The 16644-nt window shown below is 64.3% G+C and carries 14 protein-coding genes and 8 tRNA genes; 4 read left to right on the top strand and 18 right to left on the bottom strand.

What is annotated here, in order from left to right:
• Nucleotides 1-72: 72 nt before the first annotated feature.
• The 9 genes from ACN9M2_RS07055 to soxR form a co-directional block, all read right to left on the bottom strand.
• Entirely contained in the window at nt 73-1983 is a 1911-nt protein-coding gene (locus tag ACN9M2_RS07055; RefSeq protein WP_426287390.1) for a SurA N-terminal domain-containing protein, read from the bottom strand.
• An 84-nt stretch (nt 1984-2067) separates the two neighbouring features.
• Nucleotides 2068-2144 (bottom strand) — tRNA-Asp (locus tag ACN9M2_RS07050).
• A 9-nt stretch (nt 2145-2153) separates the two neighbouring features.
• Nucleotides 2154-2228, bottom strand: a tRNA-Val gene (locus tag ACN9M2_RS07045).
• Nucleotides 2229-2245: 17 nt separating this feature from the next.
• A complete protein-coding gene (locus ACN9M2_RS07040) occupies nt 2246-2518 on the bottom strand; it encodes an HU family DNA-binding protein (protein ID WP_426287389.1) in 273 nt (90 codons plus the stop codon).
• Nucleotides 2519-2854: 336 nt separating this feature from the next.
• A complete protein-coding gene (gene lon, locus ACN9M2_RS07035; protein ID WP_426287388.1) occupies nt 2855-5365 on the bottom strand; it encodes an endopeptidase La in 2511 nt (836 codons plus the stop codon).
• 172 nt (nt 5366-5537) lie between these two features.
• The gene (gene clpX / locus ACN9M2_RS07030) at nt 5538-6833 is read right to left on the bottom strand and encodes an ATP-dependent Clp protease ATP-binding subunit ClpX (RefSeq protein WP_371024660.1); all 1296 of its coding nucleotides are present in this window, start codon (nt 6831-6833) and stop codon (nt 5538-5540) included.
• Between the two features lie 104 nt (nt 6834-6937).
• Nucleotides 6938-7564, bottom strand: coding sequence for an ATP-dependent Clp endopeptidase proteolytic subunit ClpP (clpP, locus tag ACN9M2_RS07025; protein WP_371024703.1), 627 nt, complete (start codon nt 7562-7564; stop codon nt 6938-6940).
• A gap of 68 nt (nt 7565-7632) precedes the next feature.
• The gene (tig, locus tag ACN9M2_RS07020; RefSeq protein WP_426287387.1) at nt 7633-8925 is read right to left on the bottom strand and encodes a trigger factor; all 1293 of its coding nucleotides are present in this window, start codon (nt 8923-8925) and stop codon (nt 7633-7635) included.
• Between the two features lie 177 nt (nt 8926-9102).
• The gene (soxR, locus tag ACN9M2_RS07015; RefSeq protein ID WP_426287386.1) at nt 9103-9537 is read right to left on the bottom strand and encodes a redox-sensitive transcriptional activator SoxR; all 435 of its coding nucleotides are present in this window, start codon (nt 9535-9537) and stop codon (nt 9103-9105) included.
• Between the two features lie 92 nt (nt 9538-9629).
• Between soxR and ACN9M2_RS07010 the strand changes: the two genes are divergently transcribed.
• Nucleotides 9630-11009 carry an MFS transporter gene (locus ACN9M2_RS07010; RefSeq protein WP_426287385.1) on the top strand — a complete coding sequence of 460 codons (1380 nt, stop codon included), beginning with the start codon at nt 9630-9632 and terminating at the stop codon, nt 11007-11009.
• Nucleotides 11010-11036: 27 nt separating this feature from the next.
• Here the strand turns inward: ACN9M2_RS07010 and ACN9M2_RS07005 are convergent, their stop codons facing one another.
• Nucleotides 11037-11645, bottom strand: a complete 609-nt coding sequence (locus ACN9M2_RS07005; protein WP_426287384.1) for a helix-turn-helix domain-containing protein — start codon at nt 11643-11645, stop codon at nt 11037-11039.
• A 55-nt stretch (nt 11646-11700) separates the two neighbouring features.
• Between ACN9M2_RS07005 and ACN9M2_RS07000 the strand changes: the two genes are divergently transcribed.
• Nucleotides 11701-12318 (top strand): LysE family translocator, encoded by a 618-nt coding sequence (locus ACN9M2_RS07000; protein ID WP_426287383.1) that lies wholly within the window; start codon nt 11701-11703, stop codon nt 12316-12318.
• 66 nt (nt 12319-12384) lie between these two features.
• Here the strand turns inward: ACN9M2_RS07000 and ACN9M2_RS06995 are convergent.
• From ACN9M2_RS06995 to rlmE, 8 genes are all read right to left on the bottom strand, one after another.
• Nucleotides 12385-12469: transfer RNA gene (locus ACN9M2_RS06995), tRNA-Leu, on the bottom strand.
• 56 nt (nt 12470-12525) lie between these two features.
• A tRNA-Lys gene (locus tag ACN9M2_RS06990) sits at nt 12526-12601 on the bottom strand.
• Nucleotides 12602-12627: 26 nt separating this feature from the next.
• Nucleotides 12628-12704: transfer RNA gene (locus ACN9M2_RS06985), tRNA-His, on the bottom strand.
• 14 nt (nt 12705-12718) lie between these two features.
• A tRNA-Arg gene (locus ACN9M2_RS06980) sits at nt 12719-12795 on the bottom strand.
• A gap of 24 nt (nt 12796-12819) precedes the next feature.
• Nucleotides 12820-12896: transfer RNA gene (locus tag ACN9M2_RS06975), tRNA-Pro, on the bottom strand.
• Nucleotides 12897-13040: 144 nt separating this feature from the next.
• Nucleotides 13041-13117 (bottom strand) — tRNA-Arg (locus ACN9M2_RS06970).
• A 184-nt stretch (nt 13118-13301) separates the two neighbouring features.
• Nucleotides 13302-15236, bottom strand: coding sequence for an ATP-dependent zinc metalloprotease FtsH (gene ftsH / locus ACN9M2_RS06965; protein WP_426287382.1), 1935 nt, complete (start codon nt 15234-15236; stop codon nt 13302-13304).
• Complete coding sequence (gene rlmE, locus ACN9M2_RS06960) at nt 15233-15883, bottom strand: 23S rRNA (uridine(2552)-2'-O)-methyltransferase RlmE (RefSeq protein WP_426287381.1); 651 nt, start codon at nt 15881-15883, stop codon at nt 15233-15235. The genes ftsH and rlmE overlap by 4 nt, the downstream gene beginning before the upstream one ends.
• 84 nt (nt 15884-15967) lie before the next feature.
• Here rlmE and ACN9M2_RS06955 point away from each other — a divergent pair, with 84 nt between their 5' ends.
• Nucleotides 15968-16264: a YhbY family RNA-binding protein gene (locus tag ACN9M2_RS06955; protein ID WP_371024669.1), complete on the top strand. Its 297-nt coding sequence runs from the start codon at nt 15968-15970 to the stop codon at nt 16262-16264.
• A 6-nt stretch (nt 16265-16270) separates the two neighbouring features.
• Entirely contained in the window at nt 16271-16642 is a 372-nt protein-coding gene (locus ACN9M2_RS06950; RefSeq protein WP_306847732.1) for an Mth938-like domain-containing protein, read from the top strand.
• Nucleotides 16643-16644 lie beyond the last annotated feature (2 nt).

Raw genomic sequence — 16644 nt, 5'->3', positions numbered from 1 at the left:
CGGCGATGAATGCTTGCCGTAACCTGGCCCGCTGCGCGGGATCGCCGACAAGGTCGGCTCCCACCAAGCTGTTTACATGCGGTCCTGGGCGATCTTGATCTCGCCGCGGGCCTTCAGCGCCTGGATGTATTCCAGTGTGGCGGCCTGGGCCATCGCGTCCATCATCTGACCACGGAGGGCGTCGCGCTGGCCCTTCTCGACCTTGGACGGATCGCCATCGGTGACCTTGTCGACCGCGACCAGCGCATAGGCGCCGTTGCCGGTCTGCACCGTGGTCCACGCGGCCTTGCCGTTGGTCGGATGAGGCAGGGTGAAGGCGCCTTGCAGGATCGCCGGCGGCACGTCATTGATGCTGGCGAGCTTGCTGCGCTCCAGCCCGGCGAGCGTGCGCACCGGAGCCTTCACCAGGGTGGCGATGTCGCCGCCCTTGGCCAACTGCGCGATGAGATCGTCGGCCTGCTTCTTCGCCAACGCGTCGACACGCTCGTCAAGGATGCGCTGGCGCACGGCATCGGCGACCTCGGCCAACGGCTTCGGTGCGGCAGCGTTGTGCTTGGCCAGATGCATCACCAGCGCGTCGCCCTTGTCGACCTGGACCAGCGACGAATTGTTGCCCTGGGCGAGCACGTCGTCGGCGAAGGCCGCGGCGATGAACTTCGGGTCCGACGGAATGCCGGGACCGCCGTCACGACCGAACAGCGGCGAGGTCTTGATCTCGAGGCCGAGTTCCTTCGCCGCCGGCTCAAGCGAACCGGGATTGCGGTCGGCGAGATCGGCAAGCTGTCCGGCACGCTCGTTGTAGAGGCGCTCGCCTTCGTTCTTGGCCCAGTCCGTGGCCAACTGCGCGCGCACCTCGGCGAATGGCTTGGCGTCGCCTTCGCGCGCATCGCGCAGCCAGATGATGTGGTAGCCCTCTTCCGGCGAAAGCACGGGCTCCTTCGTGATATCGCCCTTCTTCATGCCGAACAACGCCGTGTCGAAGGCGGCGTTCGCGACGCCCTTCTCCAACCAGCCGAGGTCGCCGCCGCCGCGCTTGGAGCCCAGGTCGTCGGAGTTCTCGGCGGCGAGCTTGGCGAAGTTCTCCGGCGTGGCTTCCGCGGCGATCTTCTTCGCCTTCTCGAGCGCGGCCTTCTGCTGCTCCGGCGTGGCGTTCTTCGGCACGTTGACCAGGATGTGCGACGCCTCGCGCTGTTCCGGCTGGGCGTAACGCTGCTTGAACTTGTCGTAGAACGCGTGCAGCTGCTCGTCGGTGGGTTCGCCCACCTTGAGTTCGGACTGCTTCACTTCGAGGTACTGCACGGAAACCTGTTCCGGCGTGGTGTAGTCGGCGATGTGCGACTTGTAGAACGCGTCGATGTCGGCATCGGCGACGCTGGCGTCGGTGAGCGACGGGCGCGGCAACTCGACGAAGCGCAGGTCGCGCTGCTGCAGACGCAGGCGGAAGAACGCATCGACATCGGCGTCGCTGACCAGCGTGGTGTTAGCGATGGCCTCCGGGAGGATCTGCGTGGCGAGCGAGGCACGTACCTTGGCCTCGTACATGCCCGGGCTCATGCCCTGCATCGAGAGGATCGCGCGATACGCTTCCGGACTGAACTGGCCGTTGACCTGGAACCCGGGATCGCTGCCGATCGCCGAGCGCACGCTCGCATCGGACACCACGAGGCCGAGGTCGGTGTTGGCCTGTTGCAACAGCGCCTGGCTGATCATGCCGTCCAGTACGCGCTGTTTCAGCTCGGGCTTTTCGAGGTCGGCGGCCGTGAACGGCGAGCGCGGGTCCTGCGCGGCCTGCTGGCGGAGCTCGTTGAGCCGCTGCTGCCAGTCCTGCTGGGAGATCTCGTGATCGCCGATCTTCGCGACGTAGGTGTCGACACGCGACACGAAGTACGACTCGATACCGAAGAACGCGACGGCGAAAACACAGATACCGAGCACGATGGCGGCGGGCCAGCCATGGATCTTGTTACGCAGGGCTTGCAGCATGATGCGACTCGCGAAGGTGACGCCGATAACCCTTACCGGCGGTAGATAAAGCAAAGGCGCCACGCGGGCGCCTTTGCGGACCAATGGCGGAGTGGACGGGACTCGAACCCGCGACCTCCGGCGTGACAGGCCAGCATTCTAACCGACTGAACTACCACTCCACTTACGTTTGGTGGGTGCTGAGGGGATCGAACCCCCGACCAGCGCCGTGTAAAGGCGACGCTCTACCGCTGAGCTAAGCACCCCCTACGGTAAGAACCGATTAGTTTACGTGATCCTTCAGCGCCTTGCCAGCGGTGAAGGCCGGAGCCTTGGACGCCGGGATCTTGATTTCCGCATTGGTGCGCGGGTTGCGGCCGGTACGGGCTGCGCGGCTGCGCAGCTTGAAGGTGCCGAAGCCGATGAGAGCCACGTCGTCGCCCTTCTTGAGGCTGTCCTTCACCGCATCGATGAACGCCTCGAGAGCCTTGGCGGCGTCGGCCTTGGTCAGCTCGCTCTTTTCGGCAATGGCGTTGATCAGTTCGGATTTGTTCATTACGTAACTCCCTTCAAAGGTAATTCGAATCGCTGGACAGCGATCCTGTACGAGAAGACGGCAGATCGTCGAATCGAAACCCAGTGGCATCGTTCGCCGACCCCGCTATCCATGGCGCCCTTGCGGCGCGGGCGATTGCGGTGTCGCCTTTATACCAGTGCCCTCCCACCATCGCAATACAAGCAATACCAAGGCTTTCAGCACATATGCATGGTCTTTGGAGGCTTGCGCGCGGCGGGAAAAACGATTATCGCGGGGGCGCCATGACAGGACGACGAAAACGAAAAGGGCACACTTACGTGTGCCCTCGTTCGTGAGGAGGAACGATGAAGCGCCTCAGTGCGTGAGCGACGGCGATGCCTTGCCCTTGCCGCGCTTGGCCGGCTGGCTCGGTACCTCCACGTCCTCGCCACCCTCGCCCGTCTTCTTCGGGCTCAGTGGGCGTTCCAGGGCGAGATCGAGCACCTCGTCGATCCACTTCACCGCGTGGATGTCGAGCGACCCCGTGATGTTCTCCGGGAGGTCGACGAGATCCTTCTTGTTTTCCTCGGGGATGATCACCGTGGTGATGCCACCCCGGTGGGCCGCGAGCAACTTCTCCTTGAGGCCACCGATGGGCAGCACGCGGCCACGCAGGGTGATCTCACCGGTCATGGCCACTTCCGAGCGCACGGGCACCTTGGTCAGTGCGGAGACCAGGGCCGTGCACATCGCGATTCCCGCGCTCGGGCCGTCCTTGGGCGTGGCGCCTTCCGGCACGTGGATGTGGATGTCCAGCTTCTCGTGGAAGTCCGGCTCGATACCGAGCGCCGCGACGCGCGCCCGAACGACACTCAACGCCGCCTGGATCGATTCCTTCATCACGTCGCCGAGTTGTCCGGTGTGGACCAGCCTGCCCTTGCCCGGCACGACCGAGGCTTCGATGCTCAGCAGGTCGCCGCCCACCTGGGTCCAAGCGAGGCCGGTGACCAGGCCCACCTCGTTCTGCTGCTCCGCACGACCGAAGTCGAAGCGGCGCACGCCGAGGTAGTGATCGAGGTTCTCGCCGTCGACGCGGACCTGGGCAGGCGCCAGCGCCTTGCCCTTGGCGGCCTTCGCGGGTGCCTTCTTGACCTTGGCCTTCGCCTTGGCCGGCACGGTCCCCAGCGCGATCTCCTTGACCACCTTGCGGCAGATCTTGGAGATCTCGCGTTCGAGGTTGCGCACGCCCGACTCGCGCGTGTAGTAGCGCACGATGTCGCGCAGCGCGTCCTCGCCGACCGCCAGCTCCTCGGCACGCAGTCCATTGGCCTTGAGCTGCTTCGGCAACAGGTACTTCTGCGCGATGTTGAGCTTCTCGTCCTCGGTGTAACCCGGGATGCGGATGACCTCCATGCGGTCGAGCAACGGGCCGGGAATGTTCAACGAGTTGGCCGTGGCGATCCACATCACCTCGGAGAGGTCGAGGTCGACTTCCAGGTAGTGGTCGTTGAACGCGTTGTTCTGCTCCGGATCGAGCACCTCGAGCAGCGCCGACGAGGGATCGCCGCGGAAGTCCATCGACATCTTGTCGATCTCGTCGAGGACGAACAGCGGATTCTTCGTACCGATCTTGTTGAGGTTCTGCACGATGCGCCCGGGCATCGAACCGATGTACGTACGGCGATGGCCGCGGATCTCTGCCTCGTCGCGCACGCCGCCCAGGCTCATGCGGACGAACTTGCGGTTGGTCGCCTTCGCGATCGATTGTCCCAGCGAGGTCTTGCCCACGCCGGGCGGACCGACGAGGCACAGGATCGGGCCCTTCATCGTGTTCACCCGCTGCTGGACGGCGAGGTATTCGAGGATGCGCTCCTTCACCTTCTCGAGGCCGAAGTGATCGGCGTCGAGTGTCTCCTGGGCCAGCGCGAGATCCTTGCGGACCTTGCTGCGCTTCTTCCACGGCACGCCCACCACCCAGTCGAGGTAGTTGCGCACGACCGTGGCCTCGGCCGACATCGGCGACATCTGCTTGAGCTTGTTGAATTCCTGGCGCGCCTTGGCGAGCACCGCCTTCGGCATGCCGGCTGCGTCGATCTTCTTCTGCAGCTCTTCGATCTCGTTCGCGCCTTCCTCACCGTCACCCAGTTCCTTCTGGATGGCCTTCATCTGCTCGTTGAGGTAGTACTCGCGCTGGCTCTTCTCCATCTGCGACTTCACGCGGCCGCGGATGCGTTTCTCGACCTGCTGCAGGTCCATCTCGCCATCGACCAGCCCGATGAGCAGCTCCAGGCGCTGGCCGACGTCGGCGGTCTCGAGCACCTTCTGCTTGTCGCCCATGCGCACGGAGAGGTGCGCGGCGATGGAATCGGCGAGACGCGAGGGATCGTCGATGCCCGAAAGCGTGGCCAGGATCTCCGGCGGGAGCTTGCGGCTCTGCTTCACCAGTTGTTCGAACAGGGAAACGAGCGAGCGCGAGACCACGTCGAGCTCGCGCTCGTTGCTGGTGTAGATGGGCTCGATGACGCGGGCACGGCCGCTCATCATGCCGGCCTCGTCCTCGAAAGCGTCGATCTGCACGCGCGACTGTCCTTCGACCAGCACCTTCACGGTGCCGTCGGGCAGTTTCAGCAATTGCAGGACGCCGGCGAGCGTACCCACCTGGTGCAGGTCGCCGATGGAGGGATCGTCGATGTCCGGGCTCTTCTGCGCGACGAGCAGGATCTGCCGCTCGCCTTCCATCGCCCGTTCCAGCGCACGCATGGATTTGTCGCGCCCGACGAAGAGCGGGATGACCATGTGCGGGTAGACGACGACGTCACGCAGGGGCAGGACCGGCAACAGGTCCAGTTCGGATCCGCTCGTGGTTTGGCTGCGATTCTTCGCCATGTGCTTGGGGTTTCCCTCGGAAGATTTGGGCCTCGCCCCGACACTGCGCCGGAGCCGCCATAGACGTCAAGTGGTGGTTCGCGGAGGGTCGATCAAGAGCCGGGCATGCAAAGAAAAACGGCCCCGGCGTCGTGGAACGCCGGGGCCGCCATGACTTGCTCTGCCAGACGAATCAGGCCGCGTCGCCGCCCTCGCCCGCGATCCGCTGCTGTTGCAGGTTGCCGCGGTAGATCAGGTAGGGCTCGGCCTGGCCGTCGATCACCGCGTCGTCCACGACGACCTTGCTGACATGTTCCAGCGAAGGAAGTTCGAACATCGTGTCAAGCAATACCTGTTCGAGAATGGTTCGCAGTCCGCGTGCGCCGGTCTTGCGCTTGAGCGCGCGACGGGCGATGGCGGACAAGGCTTCCGGACGGAATTCCAGTTCGGCGCCTTCCATGTCGAACAGCTTGCGGAACTGCTTGGTGACCGCGTTCTTCGGCTCGGTGAGGATCTGCACCAGGGCCGCCTCGTCGAGTTCATCGAGCGTGGCGACCACGGGCAGGCGGCCCACGAACTCGGGAATCAGGCCGAAACGGACCAGGTCCGCTGGCTCGACTTCCGAGAGCATCTTGCCGACGTTCTCCGTGCGCTCCTTCGAGCGCACTTCGGCGCCGAAACCGATGCCGGTGGTCTCGGAACGCTGCTGGATCACCTTCTCCAGCCCGGCGAACGCGCCGCCGCAGATGAAGAGGATGTTGCGCGTGTCGACCTGCAGGAACTCCTGCTGGGGATGCTTGCGCCCGCCCTGCGGCGGCACGGAGGCGAGCGTGCCTTCGATGAGCTTGAGCAGTGCCTGCTGCACGCCTTCGCCGGACACGTCGCGGGTGATCGACGGGTTTTCGCTCTTCCGCGAAATCTTGTCGATTTCATCGATGTAGACGATGCCGCTCTGCGCCTTCTCGACGTCGTAGTCGCACTTCTGCAGGAGCTTCTGGATGATGTTCTCGACATCCTCGCCCACGTAGCCTGCTTCGGTCAGCGTGGTCGCGTCGGCGATCGTGAACGGTACGTTGAGCAGGCGCGCCAGCGTTTCGGCCAGCAGCGTCTTGCCCGAACCGGTCGGACCGATCAGGAGGATGTTGGACTTGCCCAACTCGATGTCGTCGTTCTTCTGGCGCGATTCCATGCGCTTGTAGTGGTTGTAGACCGCGACGGAGAGCGCCTTCTTGGCGCGCGTCTGGCCGACCACGTACTGGTCGAGCGCTTCCATGATCTCGCGCGGCTTCGGAAGGTGCGTGCGACCGGAGGCCGCCTTTTCTTCCAGTTCCTCGCGAATGATGTCGTTGCACAGCTCAACGCATTCGTCGCAGATGAACACGCTTGGGCCGGCGATCAGCTTGCGCACTTCATGCTGGCTCTTGCCGCAGAAAGAGCAATAAAGGATCTTGCCGCCGTCGTTGGAACGGCTTTGCCGCTCGTCGCTCATGCTATGGGCCCTACTGAGAATCCAGGTGCGCTTTGAGAATAGCACAGCCCTCCGCCCCTGGACTCAGGGGCGAAGTGCCGGTTTTCACAAGCGAAAAAGTTCAATCAAGCTGAACGGACGGTATCGACCGTACGCTTGTCGAGAACCGAGTCGATCAGGCCATAGGCCTGGGCCTCCGCGCCGCTCATGAAGCGGTCGCGCTCGGTGTCACGGGCGATCTCTTCCACCGTCTTGCCACTGTGGTTGGCGAGGATCGCGTTGAGCCGCTCGCGCATGGTCAGGATCTCGCGGGCATGGATCTCGATGTCCGTGGCCTGGCCGGAGATGCCGCCAGCCCAGGGCTGGTGGATCATGATGCGCGAATGCGGCAGCGAGTAACGCTTGCCCGCCGCGCCGGCGGCCAGCAGCAGGGCGCCCATGGAGGCGGCCTGGCCGATGCACATCGTGCTGACGTCCGGCTTCACGAACTGCATCGTGTCGTAGATCGCCATGCCCGCGGTGACCGAGCCACCCGGGCTGTTGATGTACAGGCTGATGTCCTTGTCCGGGTTCTCCGACTCGAGGAAAAGCAGCTGGGCGACGATCACATTGGCCATGTAATCGTCGACCGGACCGACGGCGAAGATCACGCGCTCCTTGAGGAGACGTGAGTAGATATCGTACGAACGCTCGCCACGCGAAGTCTGCTCGACGACGATGGGCACCAGGTTGAGATTCTGGATCGGAGCCATGGACATGGGGTCTCTCCTTCGTGTGGGGCCCGGTTGTTGCCAGTGGATCGGCGTGCTCTGAATGGAGCTTACGCGCCGATCGGTCGCATCACCTCGTCGAAGCTCAGTTCCTGGTCGGTGGTCTTGGCATTATCCGCCACCCACTCGGCCACCTGGTCTTCCATCACGCGGTTCTGCAGTCCCGACATCAGTTGGGGGTCACCGTTATACAGTTCAATGACCTTTTCCGGTTCCTCATAGGTCGAGGCGATCGCCGTGAGCATCTCGCTCATCCGCTTGCGGTCGAGGCGGAGCTCGTTCTTGCGGGCGATCTCACCCATCAGGAGAGCGGCGATGACGCGCTTGCGGGCGAACGGCGCCGCCTCGGCGATCATCTCGGGAGCCGGCTCCTGGCCACGCGGCAGGTTGCCGGCGGCGAGGCTGTGGGCCTCGGCGTTTGCCATGAGCTCCGGCACGTCGAGGTCCGGGTAGGCATTGGCCAGCTTTTCCGCCACTTCGGACTTCAGGCGGGCCATCAGGGTGGCCTTCAGTTCGCGCTCGAGATTGGCGCGGACTTCCTTGCGGAAGGTCTCGATGTCGCCGTCGGCCACGCCGAACATCTTCACGAACTCGGCGTCCACGGCCGGCAGGTTCGGTTCCTGCACCTTCACGATCTTGAAGGTGACCTTGGCGGTCTTGCCGGCCAGGTCCGGGTTGCGGAAGTCTTCGGGGAAGGCCACGTCCTGGACCAGGTCCTCGCCAGCGCTGCGGCCGGTCAGGGCTTCGTCCAGCGCCTTGAACAGGGTGCCCGAACCGAGCACGCTGCCCGCGCGCTCGAGGCCTTCGGCCGGGAAGCGGTAGTCCCCGGCTTCGGCGGCGTATTCGAACATGACGAAGTCGCCTTCCTTCGACGCACGCGACACTTCGTCGAAGCTACGGCGCTGCGTGCGCAGGGTCTCGATCATCTTGTCGATGTCGGTGTCCTTGACCTCGGCCTTCGGACGGGCGATCTCGAGCGCGGAGACGTCGACGGCCGGGAACTCCGGCATCACCTCGAAGGTGGCCGTGTAGGCGATCTCGCCGTTCTCGGCATTGCCCGTGGTGTCCACGGACGGGTTGGCGATCGGCTGCAGCTTTTCCTGCGTGACGGCATCGCGGAGCGTGCTGCCGATGAGCTCGGACAGGGCTTCGCCACGGACCTGCGCGCCGAAGCGCTGCTTGATCACGTTGGCCGGCACCTTGCCCGGACGGAAGCCCTTCAGCCGCACCGTACGGCCCATTTCCGCGATGCGCTCGCTGACCTGCGACTCGAGACGCTCCGCCGGGAACTTCACCGTGAGCTTGCGCCCGAGCTTGCCGACATTCTCAACCGAAACCTGCATGACCTCTCCTGAAACCACCACGGACGTGGCGCGATGGCGAACATCCGTCGCCGTAACCGAAACAAAGGAATTCACCGCGAATCCGGGGCCGGCCGCCGCGACCTTCCCCCCGGCGGCGAAAAACCCCGCAAATGACTGCCCATTCTACGTTTTGGCCTCCCGCCGCCGCAACCGTCGTCAACCCGGTTCCCAGCGCCTGGGGCCGCCGCCCTCCACGGCCAGCGCATCGCCCGGATTAGCCAGGGCGCAGGCCGTCAGGGACAGGCAGCCACAACCGATGCAATCGGTCAGCCGATCCTTGAGGTTGACCAGCAGGGCGATCCGCTCCTCCAGTTCCTCCCGCCAGGCGGCGGACATCCTGGCCCACTCCTCGCGCGTTGGCGTCCTCTCGTCCGGCAGGCTGGAAAAAGCCCGCCGAACGGCGTCCAAGGGCACTCCGACCCGCTGGGCGACCCGGATCACAGCGAGCCGGCGGAGCACGTCGGACGCATAGCGACGCTGGTTGCCGGCCGTCCGCAGGCTTCGGATCAGGCCCTTGCGCTCGTAAAAGTGCAGCGCCGACACGGCCAGGCCCGACCGTTTCGCCGCCTCGCCCACGCTCAGTTCACGCATCGCTTGACCTCAACAAACGTTGAGGTCTCATGCTGCGCCTCCCGGGCAAAGCACGCAAGCGTGCGAAACTCCCCTTTCCCCAAGGAAGCAGAATGAACGTGGGAACGTCGGACCCAGACCTCTACAGCACCACCGGAACACCCCACCCGCCCGGCATCCTCGCCCCTCCCTACCGGGCGGCCACCATCGGCATGGTCGCCCTCATCTCGCTGATCGCCTTCGAAGCCCTGGCGGTCACCACGGCCATGCCCACGGTGGCGCGCGACCTCAACGGACTGAAGGCGTACGCCCTCGCCTTCGGCGGCGTCCTGGCCACCAGCGTCATCGGCATGACCCTGTCCGGTCGCTGGAGCGATCGACGAGGCCCGGCTCCCGCCATGTGGACCGGCCTGGCGGGTTTCGTCTTCGGCCTGCTGATCGCCGGCTTCGCCCACGACATGCCTACCTTGCTGGTCGGTCGCCTGATCCAGGGGCTGGGCGCGGGCTGCCTGTCGCCCGCCCTTTACGTGATCGTGGGCCGGCTGTATCCGGAGTCGCTGAGACCGAAGGTGTTCGCGTCGTTCTCGGCAGGCTGGGTCGTGCCGGCGTTGATCGGTCCCGCCGTGAGCGGCGCCATCGTCGAGCATGTCGGCTGGCGCTGGGTCTTCCTCGGCGTACCGCTGCTGGCGATTCCCGCCGCGGCAGGGTTGCGAGGTGCCCTGCGTTCGCTGGGCAAGCCCACGGGCGTCGCCGGCGACGCTCCTGGGCGGATGATGAACGCGGTCGGCGCCTCCCTCGGCGTCTGCCTGCTGTTCGTCGCCGGACAGGAACACGGCTGGCTCGCGGCCGCCTTGTTCGCGCCAGCCATCGCACTGCTGTATCTCTGCGGGCGACGCCTGCTTCCACCGGGCACCCTGCGAGGGGCGCGTGGCCTCCCCGCCGTGGTCGCCCTGCGTGGCGTCGCCGCTTCCGCGTTCTTCGGCACCGAGGCCTTCCTGCCCCTGGCCTTGTCGAGCGAACACGGGCTGTCGCCGATGTGGGCCGGCATCGCCATCAGCGTGGGCGCGATCGGCTGGTTCTCGGGTTCGTGGTATCAGGGCCATTACGCGAAGATCTCGCGACAGGCGCTGCTGAATCGCGGCACCGTCCTGATGGTGATCGGCGTCATCGTCGCGTCGCTCAGCACGTTCGCCTGGATGCCGGTCATCGCCTCCGTCGCTGGTTGGCTGCTTACGGGCCTCGGCATGGGCATGCTCTACGGCACCGTCGCCGTGCTCGCCTTGTCGATGTCCGCCGAGCACGAACAGGGCACGAACAGTTCAGCGTTGCAGCTGTGCGAATCGTTGATGGTCGCGACCACGCTCGCCATTGGTGGCTCCTTGTTCGGCGCCCTGCTCGACGTCTCGCACGCCGCCGCATTCGCCGCCAATTTCGCTATCACGGTCGTACTGGCGGCTTTGGGACTGATCGTGGCGCGCCGCGTTCGGGCCTGATCGCGCTACAGAGCCATCGCGCGCCAGCTATCCGCGTCGATGCAATTCCGCGACCGTCATCGTGAAAACGAGTTCGGTCTTTCCTTCATTCGCATAACGGTGTGGCACATCGGTGCGGGCGATCGCGGAGTCGCCTTTCGGCAGCAGGAGCGTCGCGCCACCAACGATCAGGTGAAGCTCGCCCTTCTCGACATGGAACAACTCCATCGTTCCCGTGGGATGTCCCTGCGACTCGTAGGATTCACCGGGTCGCATGACCCAGCGCCAGAGTTCGATCATGTCGGGACCCGAGGTACCGGCAAGCAATCGTGCGCTGCCACCCTCGCTTCCGGTCCACAGGGTGGGAATGTCGCCGCCGGCGACACGGCGTACGGGCGACGCCTGGGCGACGCTGACGATGTCGGCGACCGACACGCCGAAGGCCGCGGCGACCTTGCACAGCGTACCGATGCTCGGGTTGGCGGTGCCTTTCTCGATCTCCACCAGCATGCCCTTGCTAACGCCGGAGCGCTTGGAAAGGCCGTCCAGCGTCAGCCCCGCGTTCGCACGAAGCGTCTTCATGCGCGTCGATAGCGCCGCGCTGAGTCCATCGAGGCCTGTATCCGGCCCGGTCGATATATTGACTTTTGTGGTCATCAGTCGATACCTTGAACTACGCGGTCAATATATTAACCCAACCACGGACCCAGTCATGCTTCCTTCGATATCGTTCCTGCTTGCAGCCACGGCGCTGGCGATCGTGCCTGGTCCAGGCATCGCCTACGTGGTGGCCCGCACGGTGGCGGGTGGTCGTGCGGAAGGTGTCGCGTCGTCGGTGGGAACGGCCGGCGGCGGCATGGTACATGTCCTGCTGTCGGCGCTGGGGTTGTCGTTGCTGATAGCGGAATCGCCCGTCCTGTATTCCGCGATCAAATACCTGGGCGCGGCCTACCTGCTTTACCTCGGCCTGAAGATACTGCTCGCACGAGCCGAAGCAACGGATGTTCCCCGCGTGGCCCGTGCCGGAGCGAAAAAAGCCTTCAGGGATGGCATCGTCGTGGAAGCCTTGAACGTGAAGACCGCCATGTTCTTCATCGCATTCATTCCGCAATTCGTCTCGCCCACCCACGCTTTCGCACCGCAGTTCATCCTGCTCGGCACGATCTGCGTGTTGCTCAACACCGGCGCCGACCTGGTCGCGGTGTTCGCCGCCAGCCGCTTCCTCGCATCGGAGGCCAAGGCGCGACGGGAGCGCCTGCTGTCGCGCGTGTCGGGCATTGTCATGATCGCGCTGGGGCTGTTCGTGGCCCTTTCGGACAAGCACCGGTAAAAGGCTTCTTCACGCATTCCCTAGGCGAAGAACCCGAAAAAGCGCGGCCTGTTCACGCGCTGAGGATGGTGCGAGAGGCGGGACTCGAACCCGCACGCCTTGCGGCGTCAGAACCTAAATCTGGTGCGTCTACCAATTCCGCCACTCTCGCGCAGCGATTCATTCTAAAAGAAAACGCCGGTAGCGGGAGCTACCGGCGTCTTGAATTGGTGGGCCGTGTAAGATTCGAACTTACGACCAATTGATTAAGAGTCAACTGCTCTACCAACTGAGCTAACGGCCCGTTAAAACTTGCAGCTACGTTGTAAGTGGGGTGGACGATGGGACTCGAACCCACGACATCCGGAATCACAATCCGGTACTCTAACCAGCTGAGCTACGCCCACCATAAAACACCATTTGGCGCGCCCGACAGGAATCGAACCTGCAACCGTCGGCTTAGAAGGCCGATGCTCTATCCGATTGAGCTACAGGCGCAGGCACTGTATGTAGAACGCCAACTGGTCGGGGCAGAGGGATTCGAACCCCCGACATCCAGCTCCCAAAGCTGGCGCTCTACCAGACTGAGCTATACCCCGAAACTTAAAGCACTATCCCGATACGCTGGGGTGAAGCCTTCAAATGTTACGGGTCAAACTCAAGCCCGTCAATCTGTATGAACACACCACACTTTCAACTACCGCGTCCGTTGCACGAAGGCGACGGCTTTGCTGCTTAAAAAATGGTGCGCCCGGAGAGATTCGAACTCCCGACCACCAAGTTCGTAGCCTGGTACTCTATCCAGCTGAGCTACGGGCGCACACTTGAAACCTTAGACTCGGTGACTATCGCCGTGAAGCGTTAGCGCCGTGCCGAGAAGCGGAATTATTCAGATATCGGACGCACGCGTCAACACTTTTGTGCATCTTTTTTTCTCGGATTCGTAACAGTCGCTGTAAATAGCCGTCTGAACGAAGAAAGGGCGGCCTTGGCCGCCCTTCCCTTTACAGCTGTGTAGCCGGCCTGCCGACCTTGTCCGGCGCGGAGCCGGCATCGCCACGGGGCGGCGGAGGCGGCGGCGTCGAACCCGGCTTCTGCCAGTCGGCCGGAGGACCCGGCTCGCGGTTGTTCATGATGTCGTCGATCTGGCGCGCGTCGATCGTCTCGTACTGCAGCAGCGCCTCGGCCATCACGTGCAGCTTGTCGATATTGGTGGTGAGCAGCTCCTTGCTGCGCGCATAAGCGCGATCGAGGATGGTGCGCACCACTTCATCGATCTTGCGCGCGGTCTCGTTGGACACGCTCTTGTGCTGCGTGACCGAGCGGCCGATGAAGACCTCGTCTTCTTCCTCACCATAGGTCACCGGCCCGAGTTCATCGGACAGGCCCCACTTGGTCGCCATGTTGCGCGCCATCTTCGTCGCGCGCTCGATGTCGTTGGACGCACCGGTGGTGACCTTGTCGTGGCCGAAGATGAGTTCCTCGGCAACGCGGCCGCCGTACAGCGAGCACAGCTGCGATTCGATCGCGACCTTGTTTATGCTGTACCGGTCGCCTTCCGGCAGGTACATCGTCACGCCGAGGGCGCGGCCGCGCGGAATGATCGTGACCTTGTAGACCGGATCGTGCTCGGGCACGAGACGGCCGATGATCGCGTGGCCGGCCTCGTGGTAGGCGGTGAGACGTTTCTCTTCGTCGTTCATCGCCATCGAGCGGCGCTCGGAACCCATGAGGATCTTGTCGCGTGCGCGATCGAGATGGCTCATGCGTACTTCGCGCGCGTTCTCGCGGGCGGCGAACAAAGCCGCTTCATTGACGAGGTTGGCAAGATCGGCGCCGGAGAAGCCCGGCGTGCCGCGCGCGATGACCATCGCCTCGACATCGGCCGCGGTCGGCACCTTGCGCATGTGCACCTTGAGGATCTGCTCACGACCCTTCACGTCCGGCAGGCCCACGACCACCTGACGGTCGAAACGGCCCGGACGCAGCAGCGCCGGATCGAGCACGTCGGGACGGTTGGTGGCGGCGATGACGATGATGCCTTCGGTGCCTTCGAATCCATCCATCTCGACCAACAGCTGGTTGAGCGTCTGCTCGCGCTCGTCGTGACCGCCACCCATGCCGGCGCCACGATGGCGGCCGACGGCGTCGATCTCGTCGATGAAGATGATGCACGGTGCGTGCTTCTTCGCCTGCTCGAACATGTCGCGCACGCGGCTCGCGCCGACGCCGACGAACATCTCGACGAAGTCGGAGCCGGAGATCGAGAAGAACGGCACCTTGGCCTCGCCCGCGATCGCCTTGGCGAGCAGGGTCTTGCCGGTACCCGGCGGGCCGACCATCAGCACGCCTCGCGGGATCTTGCCGCCCAGCTTCTGGAACTTGCCGGGATCGCGCAGGAATTCCACCAGCTCGCCGACTTCTTCCTTAGCTTCGTCGCAACCCGCGACGTCACCGAAATTGACCTTCACCTGGTCTTCGCCCTGCAGCTTGGCGCGCGAGCGACCGAAGCTCATGGCACCACGGCCGCCCGAACCCGCCTGCATCTGGCGCATGAACCAGATCAGGACGGCCACGAAGATGATGATCGGCAGCCAGTTGAACAGCAGGCCGAGCAGCGAGAAGCCATTGTCGGCCGGCTCCTGGCGAAGCTCGACGCCCTTGTCGCGCATCTGCTTGACCAAGTCGCTCGTGGACAGGCCCACGACCGGCACCACGGTGCGGTAGGAGCCGCCGTCCTTCAACTTGCCGGTAATGGTCGGCGGGGCGGTCGAGGTGATCGTGCCGCTCGCCACGTTGCCGTTGTCGATCTGCTGGGCGAAGGTCGTGTAGGACATGTCCTGGGACGACCCGCCATGCGGGTTGAACGTCTGGAACACGGTCAGCAGGACCACCGCGATGATCAGCCAGAGCAACAGGTTTTTCGCCATCTCATTCATGCGCGGTTCTCGCCAGGTTGCCGGGACGCGGACTTGAGGCCGGTCGCCAGCGCATAGACCTCTCGCGAACGTGCGCGGGAGGCCTTCGGTTTACGCATCGTCACGCGACTGAAGTCCGCGCGCAAGTTCTTCAGGTACTCGTCGAACCCTGCCCCCTGGAACAGTTTCACCAGGAACGATCCACCAGGCTTCAGCCAGTCGAGGCTGAACTGCCGGGCGAGGTCGCACAGGTCCATGGCGCGGATCTGGTCGGCGAGTGCCACACCGGACATATTGGGGGCCATGTCCGAGAGGACAAGATCGACCTTCCGACCTTCCAGCTTGCTTTCGAGTTCGCGAAGGACCGATTCCTCGCGGAAATCGCCCTGCATGAAGTCCACGCCGGCGAGGCCCGCCATGGGCAGGATGTCCAGGGCGATGACCGTGCCCGTGTCACCCATGCGCTGCCGCGCCAGCTGCGACCAGCCACCGGGGGCGGCGCCTAGGTCGACGACCGTCATGCCGGGCTTCAGCAGGCGATCGCGGTCGATCAGCTCTTCGAGCTTGAAGACGGCACGGGAGCGAAGACCCTCGGCCTGGGCCTTCTTGACGTAGGGATCGTCGAAATGCTCCCGCAGCCAACGGGAACTGCTCTTGCTGCGTGCCATGGGCTTTCGACCAACAATAAGTAAGGTGCAGGTCGTGCATGATACCCTTTGACGCCTATCAGCCGCACATCGAACCTGAACGCAATGTCGCTTTCCCCTACACAGCGCCGCTACCTGCGCAGCCTTGCCCACGATCTCCGCCCCGTCATCCTGCTGGGGAACAAGGGCGCTACCGAGGCGGTCGCCAAGGAACTGGCCCAGGCCCTCGACATCCATGAACTGGTCAAGGTGAAGCTCTCCGGGGGCGACAAGGACGAACGCCAGGCGCAGATCGCCTTCCTCACCGGCCAGACCGGATCGGAGACGGTCCAGGAAATCGGCCACGTCGTCGTCCTGTTCCGCCGGAACGAGCAGGACCCGAAGCTGGCCCTGCCCCGGTAAGCCCCCATGGAACTGTCGTTCGAGCATCCCGGCGAGTACCTCTTCGTGCGCCGGGTGGGCGCCGACACGGTCACGGTGGTAGACCGCGACTTCCACAAGAGCATCCTGCTGACCCCGAAAGAGGTCATCGAGGACTGGACCGCCACCGACGCCTCCCGGCTCACGCTGGCCGATGTCGAGAAGATCGTCGCGCTGGAGCCGGAGCTGGTCCTGCTGGGCACGGGCGAACGCCAGGTCTTCCCTCCGGGCGAGGTGATGGCGGGTTTCCTGCGCCGCGGCATCGGCATCGAGGCGATGACCAATGGCTCCGCGGCGCGGACCTACAGCCTGCTCGCGGGCGAAGGCCGGCGTGTGGTCGCGGCATTCATCCTCCCCTGAGG

Source organism: Luteibacter sp. E-22 (assembly GCF_049913125.1).
Lineage (GTDB): Bacteria > Pseudomonadota > Gammaproteobacteria > Xanthomonadales > Rhodanobacteraceae > Luteibacter.
This window is presented reverse-complemented; position numbering and strand designations above follow the sequence as displayed.